This is a genomic window from Croceifilum oryzae (assembly GCF_030814315.1).
Classification (GTDB): Bacteria; Bacillota; Bacilli; order Thermoactinomycetales; family Thermoactinomycetaceae; genus Baia; species Baia oryzae.
In genome coordinates this window covers 36,621-55,899 of sequence record NZ_JAUSUV010000009.1, presented here as the reverse complement: position 1 = coordinate 55,899, position 19,279 = coordinate 36,621, and the positions used below count along the sequence as shown (strand labels likewise).

Below are 19,279 nucleotides of genomic sequence, written 5' to 3'. Positions count from 1 at the left end.
ATTTATTGACTATTGAATTGATAATGGTTATCATTTATTTGCAACAATGACATTGAGAATCATTTTCGCTTGTTAAATATAGATACGTTTTGCTTCGAAAGGAATGAAGTTGGATGGAGAAGATAAATCGTCGGGTAGCGATCGTAACAGGTGCTGCTGGAGGAATCGGAAGGACAGTTGCTCTGGAGCTGGCTAAGAGTGGACTGTTGGTAGCGGCTTTTGATCGTGATGAACAAGGGCTCTATCAGTTAGAGACAGAGCTGAAAGAGGCTGGAACGGATGCAGCTGTCTTTCAAGTGGATATTCGAAACCGGACAGAAGTTGAGAGTGTGGTTGATCAGATTGAAGCGGAATTAGGTCCGATTGAAGTATTAGTGAATGTAGCAGGAGTATTGCGAATGGGGGCTGTTAACGTTCTAACAGACGATGACTGGGAGCAAACCTTCGCTGTTAACTCGACAGGTGTCTTTTATCTGTCACGTAGTGTAAGTCGGCGCATGGTTCCGCGAAGAAAAGGCTCGATTGTAACAGTCGGATCGAATGCGGCAAGTACACCGAGAATGTCGTTTTCTGCCTATGCATCTTCTAAAGCAGCCGCGGTGATGTTTACAAAATGTCTAGGTCTTGAACTAGCGCAATATAACATCCGTTGCAATATCGTATCTCCAGGATCGACAGAGACGGACATGCTTAAGATGCTGTGGGAAGATGATGAACGTAGCGAAGAACGATGCATTAACGGAGTGAGCGAAGACTACCGACTTGGAATTCCGCTGGGGAAGATAGCAAGACCGATTGATATAGCGGAAACGGTATTGTTCTTGGTTTCGGATCGATCATCCCATATTACGATGCAAAATATCTGCATTGATGGTGGAGCTACTTTAGGTGTTTAGCTGAGGAGGAGATAGAATGGCGAATCGTATGGTTCAGGAGGAAGTGCAAGAGAAACCGTTGCTCGATGATTATGCCGCAGGGGATTTTTATTTTGCTTCCCCAAGTAACGTTGTACACGGAACAGGCGTCTTCGAGCGAGTAGTGGGTAGTGGTGAAGTGGCTCACTTGGTTAAGCAGGCGTTGTCAGAAGCACGAGAGCAAGGACATGAGCATCCGGTGATAGTAGGAGCGATTCCGTTTGATCGTCAAAATGAGTTACAACTGGTAATTCCGGAAAAATGTGTATTTTCAGAGCCGCATCAATATGAAAAGGAATCAAATGAGAAGTTCTCAGCATTGATGCAATATGAAATTGAGCCAGTTCCAGCGCCAGAAGTGTATCGAGAAGGTGTGAATAAAGGGCTTGCTGGGATTGCCGCAGGGGATTTTGATAAGGTTGTCTTGTCTAGATCTGTAAAAGTTCATTCAACAGAGCCTATTGATCCAAAAGGGATTCTGCAAAATCTAGCTCAGTATAATCCACAAGGATTTACCTTTGCTGTTAATCTAGGAAATGAAGAGACAGTGGAAGGAAAACAGAGAACCTTTATGGGAGCAAGTCCTGAACTACTAGTCTCTAAATTACATCATACGGTGATTGCGAATCCACTTGCAGGCTCTAGACCTCGAAGTGAAGATCCAGTAGAAGATGAGAGACGGGCGAAGGAATTACTTCAATCCGATAAAGATCTTCATGAGCATCGAATTGTAGTGGAAGCTGTGAAGAAAGCTCTGCAACCTTTGTGTCGGAATCTAGAAGTTCCGAGTATGCCAACACTCATCCAAACAGAAACCATGTGGCACCTTTCAACGGTTGTAAAAGGAGAGGTACTAGATGATTCGATCTCTTCCTTGGATCTAGCTCTTGCCTTGCATCCAACACCGGCTGTTTGTGGTTATCCGACAGAACGAGCTTTTCAAGCGATTCAAGAAATCGAGCCGTTTGATCGAGGGTATTTTACCGGTATGGTTGGATGGTGTGATGAGAGTGGAGACGGAGAGTGGGCTGTTGCGATTCGCTGTGCTGAATTAGAAGGATCATCGATGTCCTTATATGCAGGAGCGGGAGTGGTAGCAGGTTCTAAGCCGGAGGATGAATTAGCGGAAACATCAGCTAAGCTACGAACGATGCTTTATGCGATGGGGATCGGGACAAAAGCCTTATAATTCAGAATGGAATGAGCGGAGGGGCATGATGTTATCAGGTTGTTCAACTTGGCCGAGTGATTTTGTGAAAAAGTACAAAGATTCCCAGTGTTGGCGGGGAGAAACGTTTGGCGAGATGTTGCGGGAGCGTGCTAACTTGTACGGGAAACGCATAGCTGTTACGGCAGGGGATCATGAAATTAGCTATCTGGAGCTAGATCATAGAGCGGATCAATTGGCATCAGGATTGCAACAGATGGGGATTCAAAAAGGAAATCGGGTAGTTGTTCAACTTCCGAATACGATTGAGTTTTTTGAAGTTTGTTTTGCATTGTTTCGATTGGGAGCGGTTCCAGTATTAGCTCTTCCGACTCATCGATATAGTGAGATTTCCTATTTTTGCGGATTTACAGAAGCAGTCGCTTACATCATCCCAGGAAGCGGTGCGGGATTTGACTATGCTTCTTTGGCTACAAAAGTGCAGGAAGAAGCCGCTTCTTTGAAACATGTATTCGTGACGGGAGAAGGGAATGGGAGTGGATTCACCTCTCTAGCTGATTTGTATGACCCGTCTCCAATGGTAGAGGTACAGATAAGTGGTGAAGATGTGGCTCTTTTCCAATTATCGGGAGGAAGCACAGGGCTGCCTAAGTTTATCCCGCGAACTCATAATGATTATATCTATAGCCTTCGTATGAGTAATGAAGTATGTCAGATGAATGTAGATAGTGTCTATCTGGCGGTGTTGCCGGTTGCACATAACTTTCCACTTAGTTCGCCTGGAGTGCTCGGTACTTTGTATGCAGGAGGAAGAGTTGTCCTATCTTCTGGTTCGAGTCCAGATGAGGCTTTTCCGCTCATCGAAAAAGAACAAGTAACGATTACCGCGATGGTTCCACCGATTGCACTTATCTGGCTTGAAGGGGTTAAAACGCGTACGTTTGATTTTTCCAGTTTGAAAGTGATGCAAGTTGGGGGAGCGAAATTTAGTACGGAGATGGCGAAGCGAGTAAAGCCTGCGTTCGGATGTACGCTCCAACAGGTGTTTGGAATGGCTGAGGGCTTGGTTAATTATACGAGACTTGATGATCCAGATCATTTGATTCATGAAACACAAGGTAGACCGATGTCATCTTTTGATGAGCTTCGAATTGTCGATGAAGAAGATCAGGAAGTGCCACAAGGAGAAGCAGGTGAGCTGTTAACTCGTGGTCCGTATACGATCCGAGGTTATTACAAAGCGGAGGAACATAATGCTCGTTCGTTTACCGCTGACGGCTTTTACCGGACGGGGGACATTGTGCGATTAAGCAAGGAAGGCTACATCATCGTGGAGGGAAGAAACAAAGATCAAATTAATCGCGGTGGAGAAAAGATCGCCGCTGAGGAAGTAGAGAATCATTTATTGGCTCATCCAGACCTCTTAGATGTATCCATCGTGTCGATGCCAGACTCATTCCTCGGAGAGAGATCGTGTGCGTTTATGATCGTAAGAGAGAATCGTCCTGCTCCCTCTGAGATTAGACGCTTCCTGCAAGATCGAGGACTCGCGGCATATAAAATTCCGGATCGGATCGAGTATATAGATCAATTTCCAAAGACACCACTCGGAAAAGTGAGTAAAAAAATGTTGCGTCAGATGATTGTGGAGAAGATGACACTTAAAAAAGTTTAAAAAGGAAGTGAAACCATGGGGATTCCATTGATTACACCCTATGCGATGCCAACCATGACCGATTTGCCTAAAAATAAAGTAGCTTGGGAGGCTGATCCAAAACGTTCTGTATTGCTGATTCACGACATGCAAAAGTACTTTATGCGGCCGTACCAAGTGGATCAATCACCTATCGTAGAATTGATGAAGCACATCGGATTTCTCAAAGAAGCATGTAAGGAACTTGGAATTCCCGTTGTCTATTCAGCTCAACCAGGGGACCAAAGCCCAGAAGACCGTGCGTTACTCATTGATTTTTGGGGACCTGGTATGGCAGAGGATCCTTTGCAGACACAGATTGTGGATGAACTCTCACCTGAAGAGAATGACCGAGTATTGACCAAATGGCGATACAGTGCATTCCAGAGAACGGACCTATTAGAGTATATGCAGGAGCAGGGACGTGACCAGCTCATCATTTGCGGAGTGTATGCTCATATCGGATGCCTCCTTACTGCTTGTGACGCGTTTATGAAAGACGTTCAGTCCTTTTTCGTGGCAGATGCGGTGGCTGATTTCTCTCTTCAAGATCATCAAATGGCGATGAATTATGCAGCTTCCCGTTGTGCTTACACTACCACAACAGAGCAGATCGTCGAGCAATTGAAAAAGGGGCAGTATTCCTATGACGTTTGAGACACTTTGTAAACAAGTAGCTCATTTATTAGATGAGCCAGAAGCAACGATTTCCGAAACAGAGAATCTACTTGATAGGGGTCTTGATTCCATCCGGATGATGAGTTTGGTGGAGAGCTGGAGGCAGGATGGCGTGGAAGTTGACTTTATTACTCTAGCGGAGAACCCAACCCTTTCTCATTGGTGGGAACTAATATCTTCTGCTAAACGACACGCTTAATTCTTACACCAACTTGTTTAAAGGTGGCAAAATACATGTTGAATCGTAGACCCCTTACTCGAGCACAATCAGGGATCTGGTATGCTCAGAAGTTAGATCCAGAGAATCCGATTTATAACACAGGTGAATATGTTGAAATAGAAGGAAGTATTGAGTTAGATAAACTAATTCAAGCAGTGAAACAGACGATGGTAGAAGCGGAATCGCTACATGTTCGGTTTCATGAAGATGAAGGGGAACCGTGGCAGGAAATTCGTAGTGATCAGGAGTGCGACGTTCTTGTCATCGATATGAGTACAGAGAGCGTTCCGCATGATTCGGCGATGAAGTGGATGAAAGAGGATTTGGCTAAACCGATCGACTTGCTTCATGGACCACTTTATAAGCAAGTCTTGTTTAAGCTGGACGACCATCGTACATTTTGGTACCAAAAGATTCACCACATCGCAATTGACGGCTTTGGATTCTCCCTCTTGTCGAAACAGGTTGCGAAAGCGTATACCGCTTTGGTAGAAGGAACTCCTTATGAAGGAGGTTTTTTCGGCTCATTTGAGCGGGTTATCGAGGAAGACATCACATACCGGGACTCACCAAAATATCAGGATGATCGTCTATTCTGGATGGAAAAGTACCAGAGTCAATCCGATATTGTTAGTTTGGCGGAACGTGCTGTTTTGTTATCAGGAAATACGGATTTGTCTACTTGTTTTTTATATCCTGATGACTTTGAACATCTGAAAAAATGGGCTAGAGAATGTGAAACGAGCTGGCAGGAGTGCATGATTGCGGCCGTGGCCATCTATGTGCACCGTTTGACTGGGTCGAAGGAGATCGTTTTAAGTTTGCCGATGATGGGGCGCATGGGCTCCGCTTCGTTAAAGGTGCCAGCCATGGTAATGAATATCGTGCCGCTTTGGTTAGAACTTCATCCGAGGCTTTCATTACGAGAGCTTACCAAACAAATTCGCCAAGCAATGGGTGATACAAGGACTCACCAGCGTTATCGGCATGAAGAGATACGTCGCGATTGTAAATTATTAGGTGAAAATAATCGTCTGTTTGGTCCGCAAGTTAATATTATGCCATTTGAATATGGACTTCGTTTTGCCGATGCTTGTGGCACAGTTCACAAACTAGCTACAGGACCTGTTGAAGATATCTCTCTCCATCTCTATGAACAACGAGGTGGACAAGGATTACGAATGGATCTTGCGGCAAATTCGGATCTCTACGAAGCGGAGGAAGTAATTCTCCATCTTCGCCGGATCCAGTCTGTAATCAAGCAGATGATCCAAACAGAGAGTTCCGATCCTCTAAGCTCCTTCGATCTCTTGCTACCGGAAGAGAGTAGGAAGGTTGTAGAGGATTGGAATCAATCGAAGCATCCACTTACCGAAAGTAGTGTGGTGGAGCTGTTCGAACAACAAGTATGGGCCCGTAAAGAAGCACCTGCTGTGATCTGTGAAGATATCACCCTTTCTTATCTGGGATTAAGTGAGCGAAGTAATCGTCTAGCGAATTTGCTTGCTTCGCGTGGTGTGGGTCCGGAGCAATTTATTGCGATTATGTTGCCTCGTGGTGTGGATATGGTGGTTACGATGCTGGCGGTTCTAAAGACCGGAGCCGGCTATCTCCCGATTGATCCGGAGTATCCGCTGGGCCGTATTTCATACATGTTAGAGGATGCGAATCCTGCTTACATCATTACGACAAGAGAGTTAGAAGGTCAACTATCGGAAGCGGCTCATGTCGCCAAGTTGCTTTTAGATAATAAGCAGTTACATAGAGAGTTAGACACATGTAGCCCTTACGAGTTTGCGCTAAGCGAAACGATTTCCCCGTTGCATCCAGCGTATATGATCTATACCTCAGGCTCTACGGGCAAACCCAAAGGGGTAGTCATACATCGGGAGAGTCTTGTAAACTTTCTATTAGCGATGCAAGATCAGTTTTCAATGAGCAAAGAGGATCGTCTACTAGCTGTTACCACGATCGCATTTGATATCTCAGCTCTGGAAATTTTCCTGCCTTTGATTAGTGGAGCGGTTTGCCAGATTGCTCAGAAAGAAGAGATTCAAACACCACCTTCTTTGGTCAAGATGATTCAAGAGAATGCCATTACACATATGCAGGCAACGCCGACACTTTGGCAAACGATTGCTTCTTATGAGGATGTTTCGATTGAAGGGTTAAACGTGTTGGTAGGGGGAGAGGCGCTTCTGAGCCATCTGGCATCTGCGCTGGTTGATTTAGGATGTGAGGTAACCAATCTCTACGGACCGACGGAAACCACGATATGGTCAACATCATGTACCCTTTCTGAGTCACAATTACTATCCCCTCCAATCGGTCGACCGTTGTGGAATACACAAGTATACATTTTGGATGCTAGTTTAAAGCCACTACCGATAGGAGTTCCGGGAGATTTATATATAGCCGGCACAGGCTTAGCGCGGGGTTACTTTGGACGTCCGGACCTTACGGCGGAACGATTTGTGGCGAATCCATATGGACCTGTGGGTTCGCGCATGTATCGAACAGGTGATATTGCCCGTTGGCGTCCAGATGGAACGATGGAGTATGTAAGTCGAGCGGATCATCAGTTCAAAATCAGAGGGTATCGGATTGAATTGGGTGAAGTGGAAGCGGTGATTGTGAGTCATGTGTTGGTTCAGCAAGTGGCTGTCATCGTGAGAGAGGATCGGCCGGGAGACAAACGATTGGTTGCCTATGTTGTCCCACCAGCTGGTGACACTTTAGACTGGACAGAGCTTCGCCAGTTTGTGGGTGAAAGTCTGCCTGCTTATATGATTCCATCCTCTTTTGTCTCGTTAGAAGAACTACCTCTTACTCCGAACGGCAAGTTAGATCGAAAGCGACTACCTGCACCTGATTTTGAATCGATTACTTCCAAGCGAGAGCCAAGAACGCCGCAAGAGGAGATCTTATGTGATCTGTTCGCTGGGGTATTGGGATTATCCCGGGTGGGCATTGATGATAACTTTTTCAACTTAGGAGGGCATTCGCTACTAGCAGGGAATTTGATGAATCGGATTCGGACCGTTTTTGATATTGAACTGGGTATTGGAAAATTATTCGAAACGCCTACTGTAGCTGGATTAGTTGGACAATTGGATCAAGGGAAGCCTGTTCGTCCACCGATCGTGCGAGTGGAAAGAACAGCAGAGGCTCCATTGTCGTTTTCTCAGAAGCGTTTATGGTTTCTCCATCAGTTAGAGGGACCGAGTCCTACTTATAACATTCCTCTTATCATCCAGTTACAGGGAAATGTGAACAAAGTAGCGTTAGAGGAAGCACTCGCTGATGTAGTGAAGCGTCATGAAGTTCTTCGAACGATTTTCCCAGATCAACAAGGTAGCACGTGCCAACTGATTTTAGAAGCGAGGCAGGCTGTTCCTAAGTTGCATGTTACTCCTTGCACGGTAGAAGAGCTTTCAGAGCTTCAACATCAGGCAGCACGGTATAGCTTTGATTTATCCAAAGAACCTGCCATTCGTGTCGAGTTGTTTGAGCTCTCAGCAGATTCCAGTGTTCTGGTACTATTGCTACATCATATCGTAGGAGATGGCTGGTCGCTTGCGCCACTCATCCAAGACTTGGAGTTTGCGTACCGAGAAAGAGTCAGAGGAGAATCTCCTTCTTTTGCTGAGTTACCTGTTCAGTATGCGGATTATGCCATTTGGCAAGAGGATTTGCTGGATCAAGATAGCGATCAAGATGGCTTAATTGCGCAGCAAATCGAATACTGGAAAGGGGCTCTGTCCCACCTTCCGGATCAGTTAGAGTTGCAAACAGACCACCCGCGTCCATTCGAATCGAGCTATCAAGGAGAAAGCCTTATCTTTGAGGTGCATCCTGAGCTTCATCATCGACTCACGAATATCGCCCGTAAAAATGGAGCCAGCCTCTTTATGATTCTACAAGCTGGATTCGCTGCTCTATTGACACGGTTGGGAGCTGGGACAGATATTCCACTTGGAAGCCCAATTGCGGGTCGGAATGATGATCGGATTGTTGATCTCGTGGGGCTATTTGTGAACACGTTAGTGCTACGAGTGGATACATCGGGTGAGCCAAGTTTTCGCGAACTGATTGAGCGAGTGAAGAAAGTGAACATCGGCGCATATGAACATCAGGATGTTCCGTTTGAAAAACTGGTGGAAGTACTAAATCCAGCCCGCTCCCGTTCCAAACACCCATTATTCCAGATTATGATCGCGATGCAAAACACACCTGATCTGAAGTGGAGTGCACCTGAGTTAGAAGCTCATTTTCATCTCAGTAATACAGGGACTGCTAAGTTTGACCTTACTCTGGAGTTTCGAGAGTCTTTTGATGCAGAAGGAAATGGAAACGGATTACAAGGTTTCTTAGAGTATAGTACCGACTTATTTGAACGAAATACGATTGAGCTTCTGATTGAGAGATTGCTCAGGCTCTTAGAGGGTGTATCACACGATCCAAATCAATCCATTGGTCGTCTCGAGATCTTGAGCGTTGAGGAACGGGTGAAATTAACTCAGGATGTGAAAGAGAGCCTTGAAGTAGAGGATACGATTGTCTCCCTTTTTGAACGACAAGCTACTCTTTATCCAAACAAGACGGCGCTCGTTTATGAGAATACAAGAGTCAGCTACAAGGAACTAAACGCAAAAGCGAATCAGATTGCATACTCGTTGATAGAACAAGGAGTTGGACCTGAGCAATTTGTTGCTCTTGCCCTACCGAGGTCTGCCCAGATGATGGTGGCATTACTGGGGATTCTGAAGACGGGTGCAGGATATGTACCTCTTGATCCGGCTTATCCAGCAGAGCGTATTTCGTTTATGCTGAGTGATGCGAAGCCTTCGTGCATGATTACAAATGCAGAGACTGCTCCTTCTCTGCCTCAAGATCATTCGATTCCGCTTATGTTGCTTGAGGATGCGAATCAAGGTGACGATTCTCTGCCCAATCCGGTAGATGCGGATCGGATACAGCCATTACACCCACAGCATCCGGCCTATATCATTTATACTTCTGGATCGAGTGGGCTTCCGAAGGGTGTTGTTATCCCACATCAAAATGTAATTCGTCTCTTTCAATCAACGGATTCATGGTTCCAGTTTCAATCGGATGATACGTGGACCTTATTCCACTCTTATGCGTTTGACTTCTCTGTATGGGAGATGTGGGGGGCGCTACTATACGGAGGTCGTCTAGTCATTGTTTCCTACGATACGAGTCGCTCTCCGGTTGATTTCTTACAGCTATTGGTAGAGGAAAAGGTAACGGTATTAAATCAAACTCCTTCTGCTTTCTACCAATTGATCCAGTCCGATGAGGAGCATTCTGAAATAGGGAGTCAGCTTTCCCTGCGCTATATCGTATTTGGTGGAGAGGCTTTGGAGTTTAGTAGATTAAGAGATTGGTATACGAGACATTCGGATCAAAAGCCACGGTTGATTAATATGTACGGGATTACCGAGACAACGGTACATGTAAGTTATTGCCCATTGGATCAAGCGAGTGTTGAAATCTCGGCTAGTAGTTTGATCGGAGAAGGAATACCGGATTTAGGCGTTTATGTATTAGATCAATGGTTGCAACCAGTCCCACCCGGAGTTAGAGGAGAGCTTTATATTTCTGGTGATGGATTGGCGCGAGGATACTTAAATCGCCCTGGTTTAACAGCTGAACGATTTATCGCAAATCCATTTGGTAAGCCAGGTTCAAGGATGTACCGTACAGGCGATTTAGCTTGTTTCAGACAAGATGGAACGCTAGATTACCTAGGACGAGCCGATCAGCAGATTAAGATTCGAGGCTTCCGAATTGAATTAGGTGAGATTGAAGCGGTTCTAAATGAACATCCAGATGTGAAGCAGGTAGCGGTCGTCGTTCGAGAGGATCAGCCTGGTAATCAGAGGCTTGTTGCCTATGTTGTTACAGTTTCTCAGTCTCAGGATGAGCTTTCCTCATTACGTCCACATGCGGCGAGTCGATTACCTGAGTATATGGTTCCATCTGCTATGGTGCTAATGGACCAGTTACCTTTAACGCCAAATGGCAAATTAGATCAGAAATCGTTGCCTGCACCGGACTTCTCTATGCAGGCATCCGGGCGGTTACCGAGAACGCCTCAAGAAGAGATTTTATGCGATCTCTTTATGGAAATCTTAGATCTACCACGTGTGGGGATTGATGATAGCTTTTTTGAGCTTGGGGGACATTCATTACTTGCAGTTCGCTTGATGACTCGGATTCGTGAATCGTTAGGTAGCGAAATCAATATCGGTCATCTGTTTACAGCACCGACGGTAGCTGGACTTGCTGAAAGCTTAACCATGGGGAGTAGTCATAATCCATTAGAAGTGCTTCTTCCACTGAGAGAAAATGGGGCTCGCCCGCCTTTGTTCTGTGTTCATCCAGCTGGAGGTCTTAGCTGGTGCTACGCGGGTCTCATGACGACACTGGGTGTGGATTACCCAATCTACGGGCTACAGGCTCGGGGGATCGCCCGAAAAGATGTAATGCCGAAATCGATTGAAGAGATGGCGGCAGATTATATCGAGCATATGAAAGAGATCCAACCAGAAGGTCCGTATTATTTGCTCGGCTGGTCGTTAGGGGGTAACGTGATTCATGCCATGGCTACCCAACTCCAGCGACAAGGGAATGAAGTTGCTCTTGTGGCCATGCTAGATGCGTACCCAAGCCATTTCCTTCCGATCAAAAATACACCAAGTGATGACGAGGCACTCATTGCCCTATTGGCACTAGGTGGGTATGATCCTGAGGGTCTAGGCGACAAACCGCTAGATTTAGAGGGAGCGATCGAGATTCTTAGTAGAGACGGTAGTGCGCTAGCAAGTCTAGATAAAGAGACGATCTTAAATTTGCGAAGTGCCTATGTAAATTCGGTAGACATTTTACGAAAATATGTCCCTGCACCTTTTAAAGGGAATCTTCTTTTCTTCCGCTCGACGGTGATTCCAGATTGGTTTACGCCTCTGTTCGCAGATTCATGGGAAGTGTATGTGGATGGAGAAATCGAAGTGCATGAGATTGCATGCCGACATAAAGATATGTGCCAACCAGAACCGTTGAAGGAAATTGGTCAGATTCTGGGAGAGAAATTAAAAGAATTAGCAGAGGTAGTTTATTCGTAATGGGAGGGGAGAACATGAGCAATCCATTTGATGATAAAACAGGTACCTTTTTCGTTCTATTGAATGAAGAAGGACAGTATTCATTGTGGCCGAGTTGGATCGAGGTTCCTGCGGGATGGAAAGTAGTTTACGGCAAGGATCAGAAAGAAAGTTGCCTAGCTTATATAAATGCAGAGTGGAAGAGCTTAATCCCGACACAGCTTACAAAAGCAGTAAAAATCAATCCTGTTACGTGATGAGGCGATTCAAGTGAGTAAAAGAAAAGTCGTTGTATTGGTATATGTGTTAGCCATGTTTATGGCAGCGATGGATGCGACGATTACCAATGTAGCTTTACCTGCGATGGGAGCGGCGTTTCAAATCCCTCTTTCGGCAACCAGCGCAATCAACGTAGGATATCTGGTAGGAGTGGCGATGCTCCTACCGATCGCCGGCTGGTTAGGAGATCGCTTTGGAACGAAGCGTGTGTTTTTGCTATCCCTTAGCATCTTTACAGTGTCATCGCTTTTTTGCGGCTTGGCCAATAGCTTGGTCACGTTGAACATGGCTCGAATCATTCAAGGTGCGGCAGGCGGTCTGTTGACACCTGTAGGGATGGCGATCCTCTTTCGGACATTTTCACCTGAAGAACGGCCTAAGTTGTCGCGTATGATTGTGTTCCCGATTGCCGTTGCACCTGCTCTAGGACCGATTATCGGTGGTTTTTTAGTGGATCAGCTCTCATGGCGATGGATCTTCTATATTAATATTCCATTTGGGATTTTGGCCGTTATCGTAGGGATGCTATTTCTCGAAGAATACCGAAAAGAGGCCCGTGAACGTTTTGACGGGAAAGGCTTTTTTCTCTCCGTTTTTGGATTTTCGATGTTTATGTATGCTTTGACTCAGGGACCGTCTCAAGGGTGGACTTCACCTGAGATATTGATCACAGGCGTTTTAGGACTTTCCTTTATGATTGCGCTTATTTTCGTAGAATGGCGAGCAAAAGATCCTTTGTTAGATCTAAAATTGTTGAACGAGCCATTGTTTCGAATCATGAACATCATTTCAGCTTGTTCGGCCGCCGCTTTGTTTGGAATGCTGTATATTTTCCCGCTCATGTATCAAAATGCGCTCCATGTATCTGCACTTCATACGGGACTTACTGTATTTCCTGAAGCGATCGGGTTGATGATTTCATCACAACTTCTGCCTACATCTCTAAAAAAACTGGGTGTAAAGCGATTAATGATTCTATCCTTGATAGGCTCTGTCGTAGTCTTTGCGTTAATCGCATTCTTGTCGGCATCGGCAAACCCATGGATCGTGAGAGTGCTCATGTTTAGTGTAGGGATTTTCCTCGGTCATTCGGTAGGAGTCTTGCGAGCCACTGCTTTTAACCATATCTCTCATGGTTCTATGGCGCGGGCAACGACCCTATTTCAAGTTCAGAACCGCCTTGGTTCCGTCTTAGGCGTGGCAATCTTAGCTAGTGTGATTGGGTTGGCAGACTTAATCGGTGGTAGTCAGACGAACCCAATTACCTACCAATGGGCATTATTTGGTTCTGCTATCTTTTTAATCTTATCTCTCATTTTTGCCATTCAGCTAAAAAACACAGAAAAAATAAGCGAGGCACCACCACAAAAAGCTCGTGCCTCGTAGTTCGATATAAAGTGATCTATCATCCAAGGAGATGATTATATTGTCAACCGTAACCGATTTGCGCGGGACGATTCAGGATCTAGATAGCGAGATTTTGAATCTGATGAGTAGAAGACAGGAGCTTGTACAGGATGCAAAGGAAAATCATGGATTGAAGATGAATTTTCCTTTCCAACAAGCGATTCGATACATGGATCAACAAGAAGTAGAAATGGTAGCAACACTGATCCAAGAACGTATCCAGACTCGGGCAAAAGCCGCAGCTAAAAAAGTGATGTATTACTCAAGAGAATACCAACAAGAAGATACCATTATCACGATCAATGGAGAACGAATTGGGGATGGGAATCCGCATTTTATCATGGGACCGTGTGCAGTAGAGAGCTATGATCAAACCAGCATCGTAGCAGAGAAAATGGCACAAAAAGGGGTTCGTTTGTTACGAGGAGGTGCTTTTAAACCACGTACTTCTCCCTATGACTTCCAAGGTCTCGGTGTAAAAGGACTACAGATTTTATCACGAGTGGCACGGGAACAGGGAATGGCAGTCATTACTGAAATCTTGTCCGTGGATCAATTAGATGAGGCACTTCCTTTTGTGGATGTCGTGCAAATAGGTTCACGCAATATGCACCATTTCCCCCTTTTGAAAGCATTAGGTAGAACCAATAAGCCTATTTTACTAAAAAGAGGGTTGTCAGCCACGATCGAAGAGTTCAAATTGGCGGCGGAATATATCTTAGCAGAAGGAAATAAAAACGTGATTCTCTGCGAAAGAGGGATCCGAACCTATGAGACAGCGACCCGAAACACGCTTGATATCTCAGCGGTTCCGATCCTCAAACAGGAGACACACCTACCTGTGATCGTAGACGTTACTCACTCAGCTGGCAGAAAAGATATTCTAACGGCTATGGCCAAAGCTGCCATAGCGGTTGGAGCTGACGGTGTCATGGCAGAGGTACACCCGAATCCAGCAAAGGCACTATCTGATTCAAAACAACAGATGGATTTATATGAATTTGATTGCTTTATGGATGAGATCCGTAAGATAGTTAGATAGAACAACCCTCTTATCACATAAACTACGCCCCGATTGTTAGATACAAACTAACAGTCGGGGCGTAGTTTTCTATGACGGTATTCTCTAGCAACAAAGTAGAAAGCGATATGCTTAATTAGAAGGATCAGAGTTGTACCAAGACATTTCAATTATTAACCACTTGTCATCAGAGAATGGGTAGCAAGATATCTAGAAAAGTAGGTTAATAGTAGGTGCCACCTTAGAGAATAGGAATATGATGGTAGGGATATTTACGTAGGATAAGGAGTGAACACATGTCTCAATCCAATCTACTAAATATTACCCCTAATATCTCCGTTACTCGAGAAGATGCTATTAATCTATTGTTGTCATCGATTGCATTAGAAGAGTTAGGTCTTAGTCATATTATTAATGCCGAGGGAGAAAAGCTTCAATATGTTTTAGGCACTCTCCCTGGAGTTTCCACAACCTTTCAACCTTCGATTACCGATTTACTTATGATAAATGAGAGTGTACGTGACACGATCAATGTAATCGGGAAGAAAGAATGGATTTTAAATGAGAAGTTAGAAAATGTGTTAGGTACAGATGTCACGAGAGGACCAACAGGACCTCAAGGGCCAGCGGGTGCCACTGGGTCATCGGGAGGACCGCCTGGACCCCAGGGGAATACAGGACCTCAAGGGAATACAGGACCTCAAGGACCTACCGGACCATCTGGAACAGATGGATCCATTTTTACTCGTAACAATATGACAGCATTTAAATTTTTTAGTGAATCTATCCCCTCAAATACAGATATACCGTGGGGTCAGTTTTTGTTAAATGGAAGTGATATTACTCCTTCTGACCCAACTACTCCTACTTTTTTTACTTTAGCCGAGAATAAAATGTATCTTATTTCATATATGCTAAATTATCAAGCTCCTCTTTCTAATCCTCCACCAACTCTTTCATCAGTTGTATCCTTAAATAGTGGCACTGATACGATTTTTCAAAGTCGAATTGGTGTTGGCTCCATTAATCTGTCTGGTTTATCGGGCCCTCCTCTTCCTACCAATAGTATCTCTACTAGTTTTATATTTAATTCTACTTTTCCGCCTAACGAAGTGTCCTTACGATTTGTAACAGATGACGCTTCCAGTTTGACGATCCTTGGACCTTCAAATATAACAATCGTAGAATTAGGAAATTTATGATACGAACATGCATGGAAATCAAAACATTCATCTATTTTGCCTTTCAGGATACCTTGGATTTACAAGTTAAAGGTAGAAAAACCCCTCTTATCACATAGGATAAGAGGGGTTTTTGCTTGTATAATTAATAATAAATTCCTGTTATATTTTAATAATAAACATATATATTATAAAAATATTTGCATCTTAGAGGAGAGAGTTATAGATGATTCAAGTAGATCATTCTGCTGTTCAAAGCTATATAGACTCACCGAGTAAACTAAGAAAGTTATACAAGCGTGTATTAATGATTGTAAGTTTGTCCCAAATATTTGGTGGAGCGGGTCTGGCGGCAGGCGTTACGGTGGGCGCCCTTATCGCTCAGCAAATGTTGGGGACGGATGCCTATGCAGGTTTGCCAGCTGCTTTATTCACTTTGGGATCTGGAGGAGCTGCATTCCTTGTAGGGAGACTCTCACAACGCTCTGGGCGTAGAGTAGGTCTTGCGACAGGATTTATCGTAGGTGGGATCGGGGCGGTCGGCGTTGTCGTTGCAACGATGATCAATAGTATTGTTCTTTTGCTTATTTCACTATTGATCTATGGTGCAGGTACAGCAACTAATTTACAAGCTCGCTACGCAGGTACTGATTTAGCTAACAAGAAACAAAGAGCAACTGCGATTAGTACTACTATGGTAATGACCACATTTGGTGCAGTTGCAGGACCTAACCTAGTCGATATAATGGGTAAATTTGCTGTGTCTATGGGGATTCCCAAACTTGCAGGTCCTTTCATCTTATCTGCCTTCGCTTTTTTTATGGCTGGTCTTGTTCTTTATATGATGCTTCGTCCAGATCCACTCGAAATCGCAAAAAAGATAGAAGCATATAAACAACATCATGAAAATGGCGATTCCTCTGAGCTTGAGCTTGGATGCATCCCCATAAATAAAAATAGAGGCATACTGATTGGTGCTACTGTGATGGTCCTTACTCAGATGGTGATGGTGGGCATTATGACCATGACACCTATCCATATGCAACATCACGGTCATGGTCTAGGTGAAATCGGCATGGTAATCGCCTTCCATATAGGATCCATGTACTTTCCTTCCCTCTTTACAGGAATTCTCGTTGATAAGATCGGTCGGGTCGCGATGAGTATTGCTTCTGGTGTGACACTCTTGATATCAGGAGTGGTAGCTGCATTCGCACCAAGCGATTCGGTTCCGCTCTTAATCGTTGCCCTTTCGTTACTTGGATTAGGTTGGAACTTCGGCTTAATCAGTGGGACTGCGCAGATTGTCGATTCTGCCGAACCGAAGACACGTGCGAAGGTACAAGGAACGGTAGATGTTTTTGTCGCGTTAGCTGGCGCATCTGGCGGAGCACTCTCGGGAATGGTCATGGCTAACTCCAGCTATGCAACATTGTCATTATTAGGAGGAACGTTATCCTTATTACTCATCCCCGTCATTTTATGGCCTCGAAATCAGAGATAGAAAATCACACAAGCATCCCCTCTTGTCACATCGGACGAGAGGGGATGCTTGTGATTTTCTCTTGATCTTCTAGAGTACTTTTACGTAATTTTGTATGTCTGTATCGAATTGGTTTTTCAATAAACTTCCAAGAAAGGGCTGCTATGATGATAATAGCAGAGATCTGGATAACTGCACGAATGATCGCGTATTCCTCTCCTTCCAGTATGGTAGGAAGAGGGAGTGCTAGTACAGGGAAGTGCCATAGATAAATCCCATAGGAGCGAATTCCTAACCACCTTAGCGGACCCCATTCCCAAATCCGATGAAACCACTTTGCTGAAGGATAAACGATCGCCATAATGAGAGCAGCGGTTGCTACACATTGAAGGACCATTCCTCCTTTGTAAAGAAAGGGATCAACCTCGTTTGTAAACAAGATCATCCATAATAAAATGATGAATCCTCCAGCTCCAAGTAAGCTGATGCCTACTTTTACGCGACGGGAAGTATCGATTTTCTCTGGAATATTTTGTATGGAGCAGTAAAAAGCGAGTACTGCACCAATGAGTAGAGCGAATGCACGAGTATCGGTTCCGTAATAAATTCGGCTTTGATCCAACAAGCCTGGTTGATATAGAAGTGCCATAGCAAGCGCAGAGATAAATGCTCCTAAGAGAATTATCATAACCATCCATTTCCGTTTTCTTATAACACCAAGTCCTAATGCTAGTAGAAATGGCCAAATGAGATAAAACTGTTCTTCTACCGCTAAAGACCAAAGGTGTAGTAGAGGAGAGGGTGCACTGAAATGAGAAAAATACGATGCATCACTGACGATGAACCACCAATTCGTTATATATAAAAGCGATGCAAGGAGATCGCCCCATAAGTTAGCTAATCGGGAAGGGTTGGATATTGTCATCCCGATCACGACAACGATTAATAAGAAGAGCAGTCCGGGTAGCAATCGTCTGGCACGCTTTATCCAGAAATCACGTAAGTCAATTTTTCTATGATGTTTCCACTGTGTAATGAGTATATCGGTAATGAGATATCCTGATAAAACGAAAAAGATCCCTACTCCAATGAGTCCACCCGGTGCAAACAAATTTATTTTTAGATGATAAACCACAACGGCTAGTACAGCAAATGCTCTTAGTCCATCTAATCCAGGAACATATCTATTATTTAACGGAAGGGATTGTACCTCCTTTGTCTTGATGCCATACATGATAGATCTGTCCCCTCTTATTTTTTAATTTTTTCGAGTAATAGTGGATAAAATTCTTTTTTGAAATGAATGCCGTCTTCACCATATAGGTCCGGCTTTTCCTTCAACAAAGAGGATAAATCAACATATTGGACATTTTCCTTTTTAGCAAGTTCTTCTAACTTTTTATTTACTGTAGGGATATTTTTGTATTGTGGGTTCTTTTTCACTGCCTCAGCTGTTCCGGATGGAAGGGATAGCACATGAATTTTCATCTGAGGTGCTTTTTCTTTTAGTTGTTTTATTAGTTTTTCATATTCATCTATCTCTTTTTTTACTGGATCTTTAACTGGAAAAGATAAATCGTTTAAACCCAATAACAAATAGAGGTTCTCAGGTTTTTTATCTAGGATTTCTTTCATGTTCTGTTCGATGACGAATTGAACAGTGGTCCCATCAATTGTCAATACATTTTTTTTATCAGTAAATTCAGGCAGTCCTTTAAGTAGAGAATCCCCAACAAATAAATCGGTACTTTTTTCTTTCGTAGTCGCTTTACTTTCTTCTGTTGCCTTACTTCCTGTGACGGTGGTCGACTGCTGGTTTGTTTTACCTCCACAAGCTACAACCGATACGGCTAAGATACCAACGAATAGAGACATAAATATTTTTTTCATCTCTCAAGTTCCTCCTCCTATTTTTTTCTTTCGTGTACATTAGGACTATAAGCCAGAGAGTTGAAGATAAGATAAAGATGAAATCAATTTTATATAAAACTTTGAAGTCGGAGTTCTATTCACCATCACCCTAAAACGGTTGATATGTACCGTTTTTACCATTCCATGCATAAAGGAAAATTCAGGCGTTCAAACTAGAGACAAATATTTTACGT

11 protein-coding genes and 1 pseudogene are annotated in these 19,279 nt (G+C 44.0%); 10 read left to right on the top strand and 2 right to left on the bottom strand.

Annotated elements, in window-relative coordinates; translation table 11 throughout:
* Nucleotides 1-113 precede the first annotated feature (113 nt).
* From J2Z48_RS11060 to J2Z48_RS11015, 10 genes and pseudogenes are all read left to right on the top strand, one after another.
* Entirely contained in the window at nt 114-896 is a 783-nt protein-coding gene (locus tag J2Z48_RS11060; RefSeq protein ID WP_307253503.1) for a 2,3-dihydro-2,3-dihydroxybenzoate dehydrogenase, read from the top strand.
* A 16-nt stretch (nt 897-912) separates the two neighbouring features.
* The gene (dhbC, locus tag J2Z48_RS11055) at nt 913-2,103 is read left to right on the top strand and encodes an isochorismate synthase DhbC (RefSeq protein ID WP_307253500.1); all 1,191 of its coding nucleotides are present in this window, start codon (nt 913-915) and stop codon (nt 2,101-2,103) included.
* Between the two features lie 28 nt (nt 2,104-2,131).
* Nucleotides 2,132-3,757, top strand: coding sequence for a (2,3-dihydroxybenzoyl)adenylate synthase (locus J2Z48_RS11050; protein ID WP_307253685.1), 1,626 nt, complete (start codon nt 2,132-2,134; stop codon nt 3,755-3,757).
* 15 nt (nt 3,758-3,772) lie between these two features.
* Nucleotides 3,773-4,652, top strand: a pseudogene (locus J2Z48_RS11045) (isochorismatase family protein).
* Between the two features lie 35 nt (nt 4,653-4,687).
* A complete protein-coding gene (locus tag J2Z48_RS11040) occupies nt 4,688-11,824 on the top strand; it encodes a non-ribosomal peptide synthetase (protein WP_307253497.1) in 7,137 nt (2,378 codons plus the stop codon).
* A gap of 14 nt (nt 11,825-11,838) precedes the next feature.
* Complete coding sequence (locus tag J2Z48_RS11035; RefSeq protein WP_307253496.1) at nt 11,839-12,060, top strand: MbtH family protein; 222 nt, start codon at nt 11,839-11,841, stop codon at nt 12,058-12,060.
* A gap of 7 nt (nt 12,061-12,067) precedes the next feature.
* Nucleotides 12,068-13,468, top strand: coding sequence for a DHA2 family efflux MFS transporter permease subunit (locus J2Z48_RS11030; RefSeq protein ID WP_307253683.1), 1,401 nt, complete (start codon nt 12,068-12,070; stop codon nt 13,466-13,468).
* Between the two features lie 40 nt (nt 13,469-13,508).
* Entirely contained in the window at nt 13,509-14,531 is a 1,023-nt protein-coding gene (locus J2Z48_RS11025; RefSeq protein ID WP_442342009.1) for a bifunctional 3-deoxy-7-phosphoheptulonate synthase/chorismate mutase, read from the top strand.
* A 275-nt stretch (nt 14,532-14,806) separates the two neighbouring features.
* Complete coding sequence (locus J2Z48_RS11020) at nt 14,807-15,712, top strand: alpha-helical endospore appendage domain-containing protein (RefSeq protein ID WP_307253492.1); 906 nt, start codon at nt 14,807-14,809, stop codon at nt 15,710-15,712.
* Between the two features lie 205 nt (nt 15,713-15,917).
* Nucleotides 15,918-17,195 (top strand): MFS transporter, encoded by a 1,278-nt coding sequence (locus tag J2Z48_RS11015; RefSeq protein WP_307253490.1) that lies wholly within the window; start codon nt 15,918-15,920, stop codon nt 17,193-17,195.
* A 25-nt stretch (nt 17,196-17,220) separates the two neighbouring features.
* Here J2Z48_RS11015 and J2Z48_RS11010 read toward each other — a convergent pair whose 3' ends face one another.
* Together J2Z48_RS11010 and J2Z48_RS11005 are read right to left on the bottom strand one after the other, a co-directional pair.
* Nucleotides 17,221-18,408, bottom strand: coding sequence for an acyltransferase family protein (locus J2Z48_RS11010; protein ID WP_307253487.1), 1,188 nt, complete (start codon nt 18,406-18,408; stop codon nt 17,221-17,223).
* 17 nt (nt 18,409-18,425) lie between these two features.
* Nucleotides 18,426-19,064, bottom strand: a complete 639-nt coding sequence (locus J2Z48_RS11005; protein ID WP_307253485.1) for a GDSL-type esterase/lipase family protein — start codon at nt 19,062-19,064, stop codon at nt 18,426-18,428.
* Nucleotides 19,065-19,279 lie beyond the last annotated feature (215 nt).

Coding starts and splice junctions, on each gene's coding strand:
- J2Z48_RS11060 (WP_307253503.1), top strand. CDS start 114: ATGGAGAAGATAAATCGTCGGGTAGCGATCGTAACAGGTGCTGCTGGA.
- dhbC (WP_307253500.1), top strand. CDS start 913: ATGGCGAATCGTATGGTTCAGGAGGAAGTGCAAGAGAAACCGTTGCTC.
- J2Z48_RS11050 (WP_307253685.1), top strand. CDS start 2,132: ATGTTATCAGGTTGTTCAACTTGGCCGAGTGATTTTGTGAAAAAGTAC.
- J2Z48_RS11040 (WP_307253497.1), top strand. CDS start 4,688: ATGTTGAATCGTAGACCCCTTACTCGAGCACAATCAGGGATCTGGTAT.
- J2Z48_RS11035 (WP_307253496.1), top strand. CDS start 11,839: ATGAGCAATCCATTTGATGATAAAACAGGTACCTTTTTCGTTCTATTG.
- J2Z48_RS11020 (WP_307253492.1), top strand. CDS start 14,807: ATGTCTCAATCCAATCTACTAAATATTACCCCTAATATCTCCGTTACT.
- J2Z48_RS11015 (WP_307253490.1), top strand. CDS start 15,918: ATGATTCAAGTAGATCATTCTGCTGTTCAAAGCTATATAGACTCACCG.
- J2Z48_RS11010 (WP_307253487.1), bottom strand. CDS start 18,408: ATGTATGGCATCAAGACAAAGGAGGTACAATCCCTTCCGTTAAATAAT.
- J2Z48_RS11005 (WP_307253485.1), bottom strand. CDS start 19,064: ATGAAAAAAATATTTATGTCTCTATTCGTTGGTATCTTAGCCGTATCG.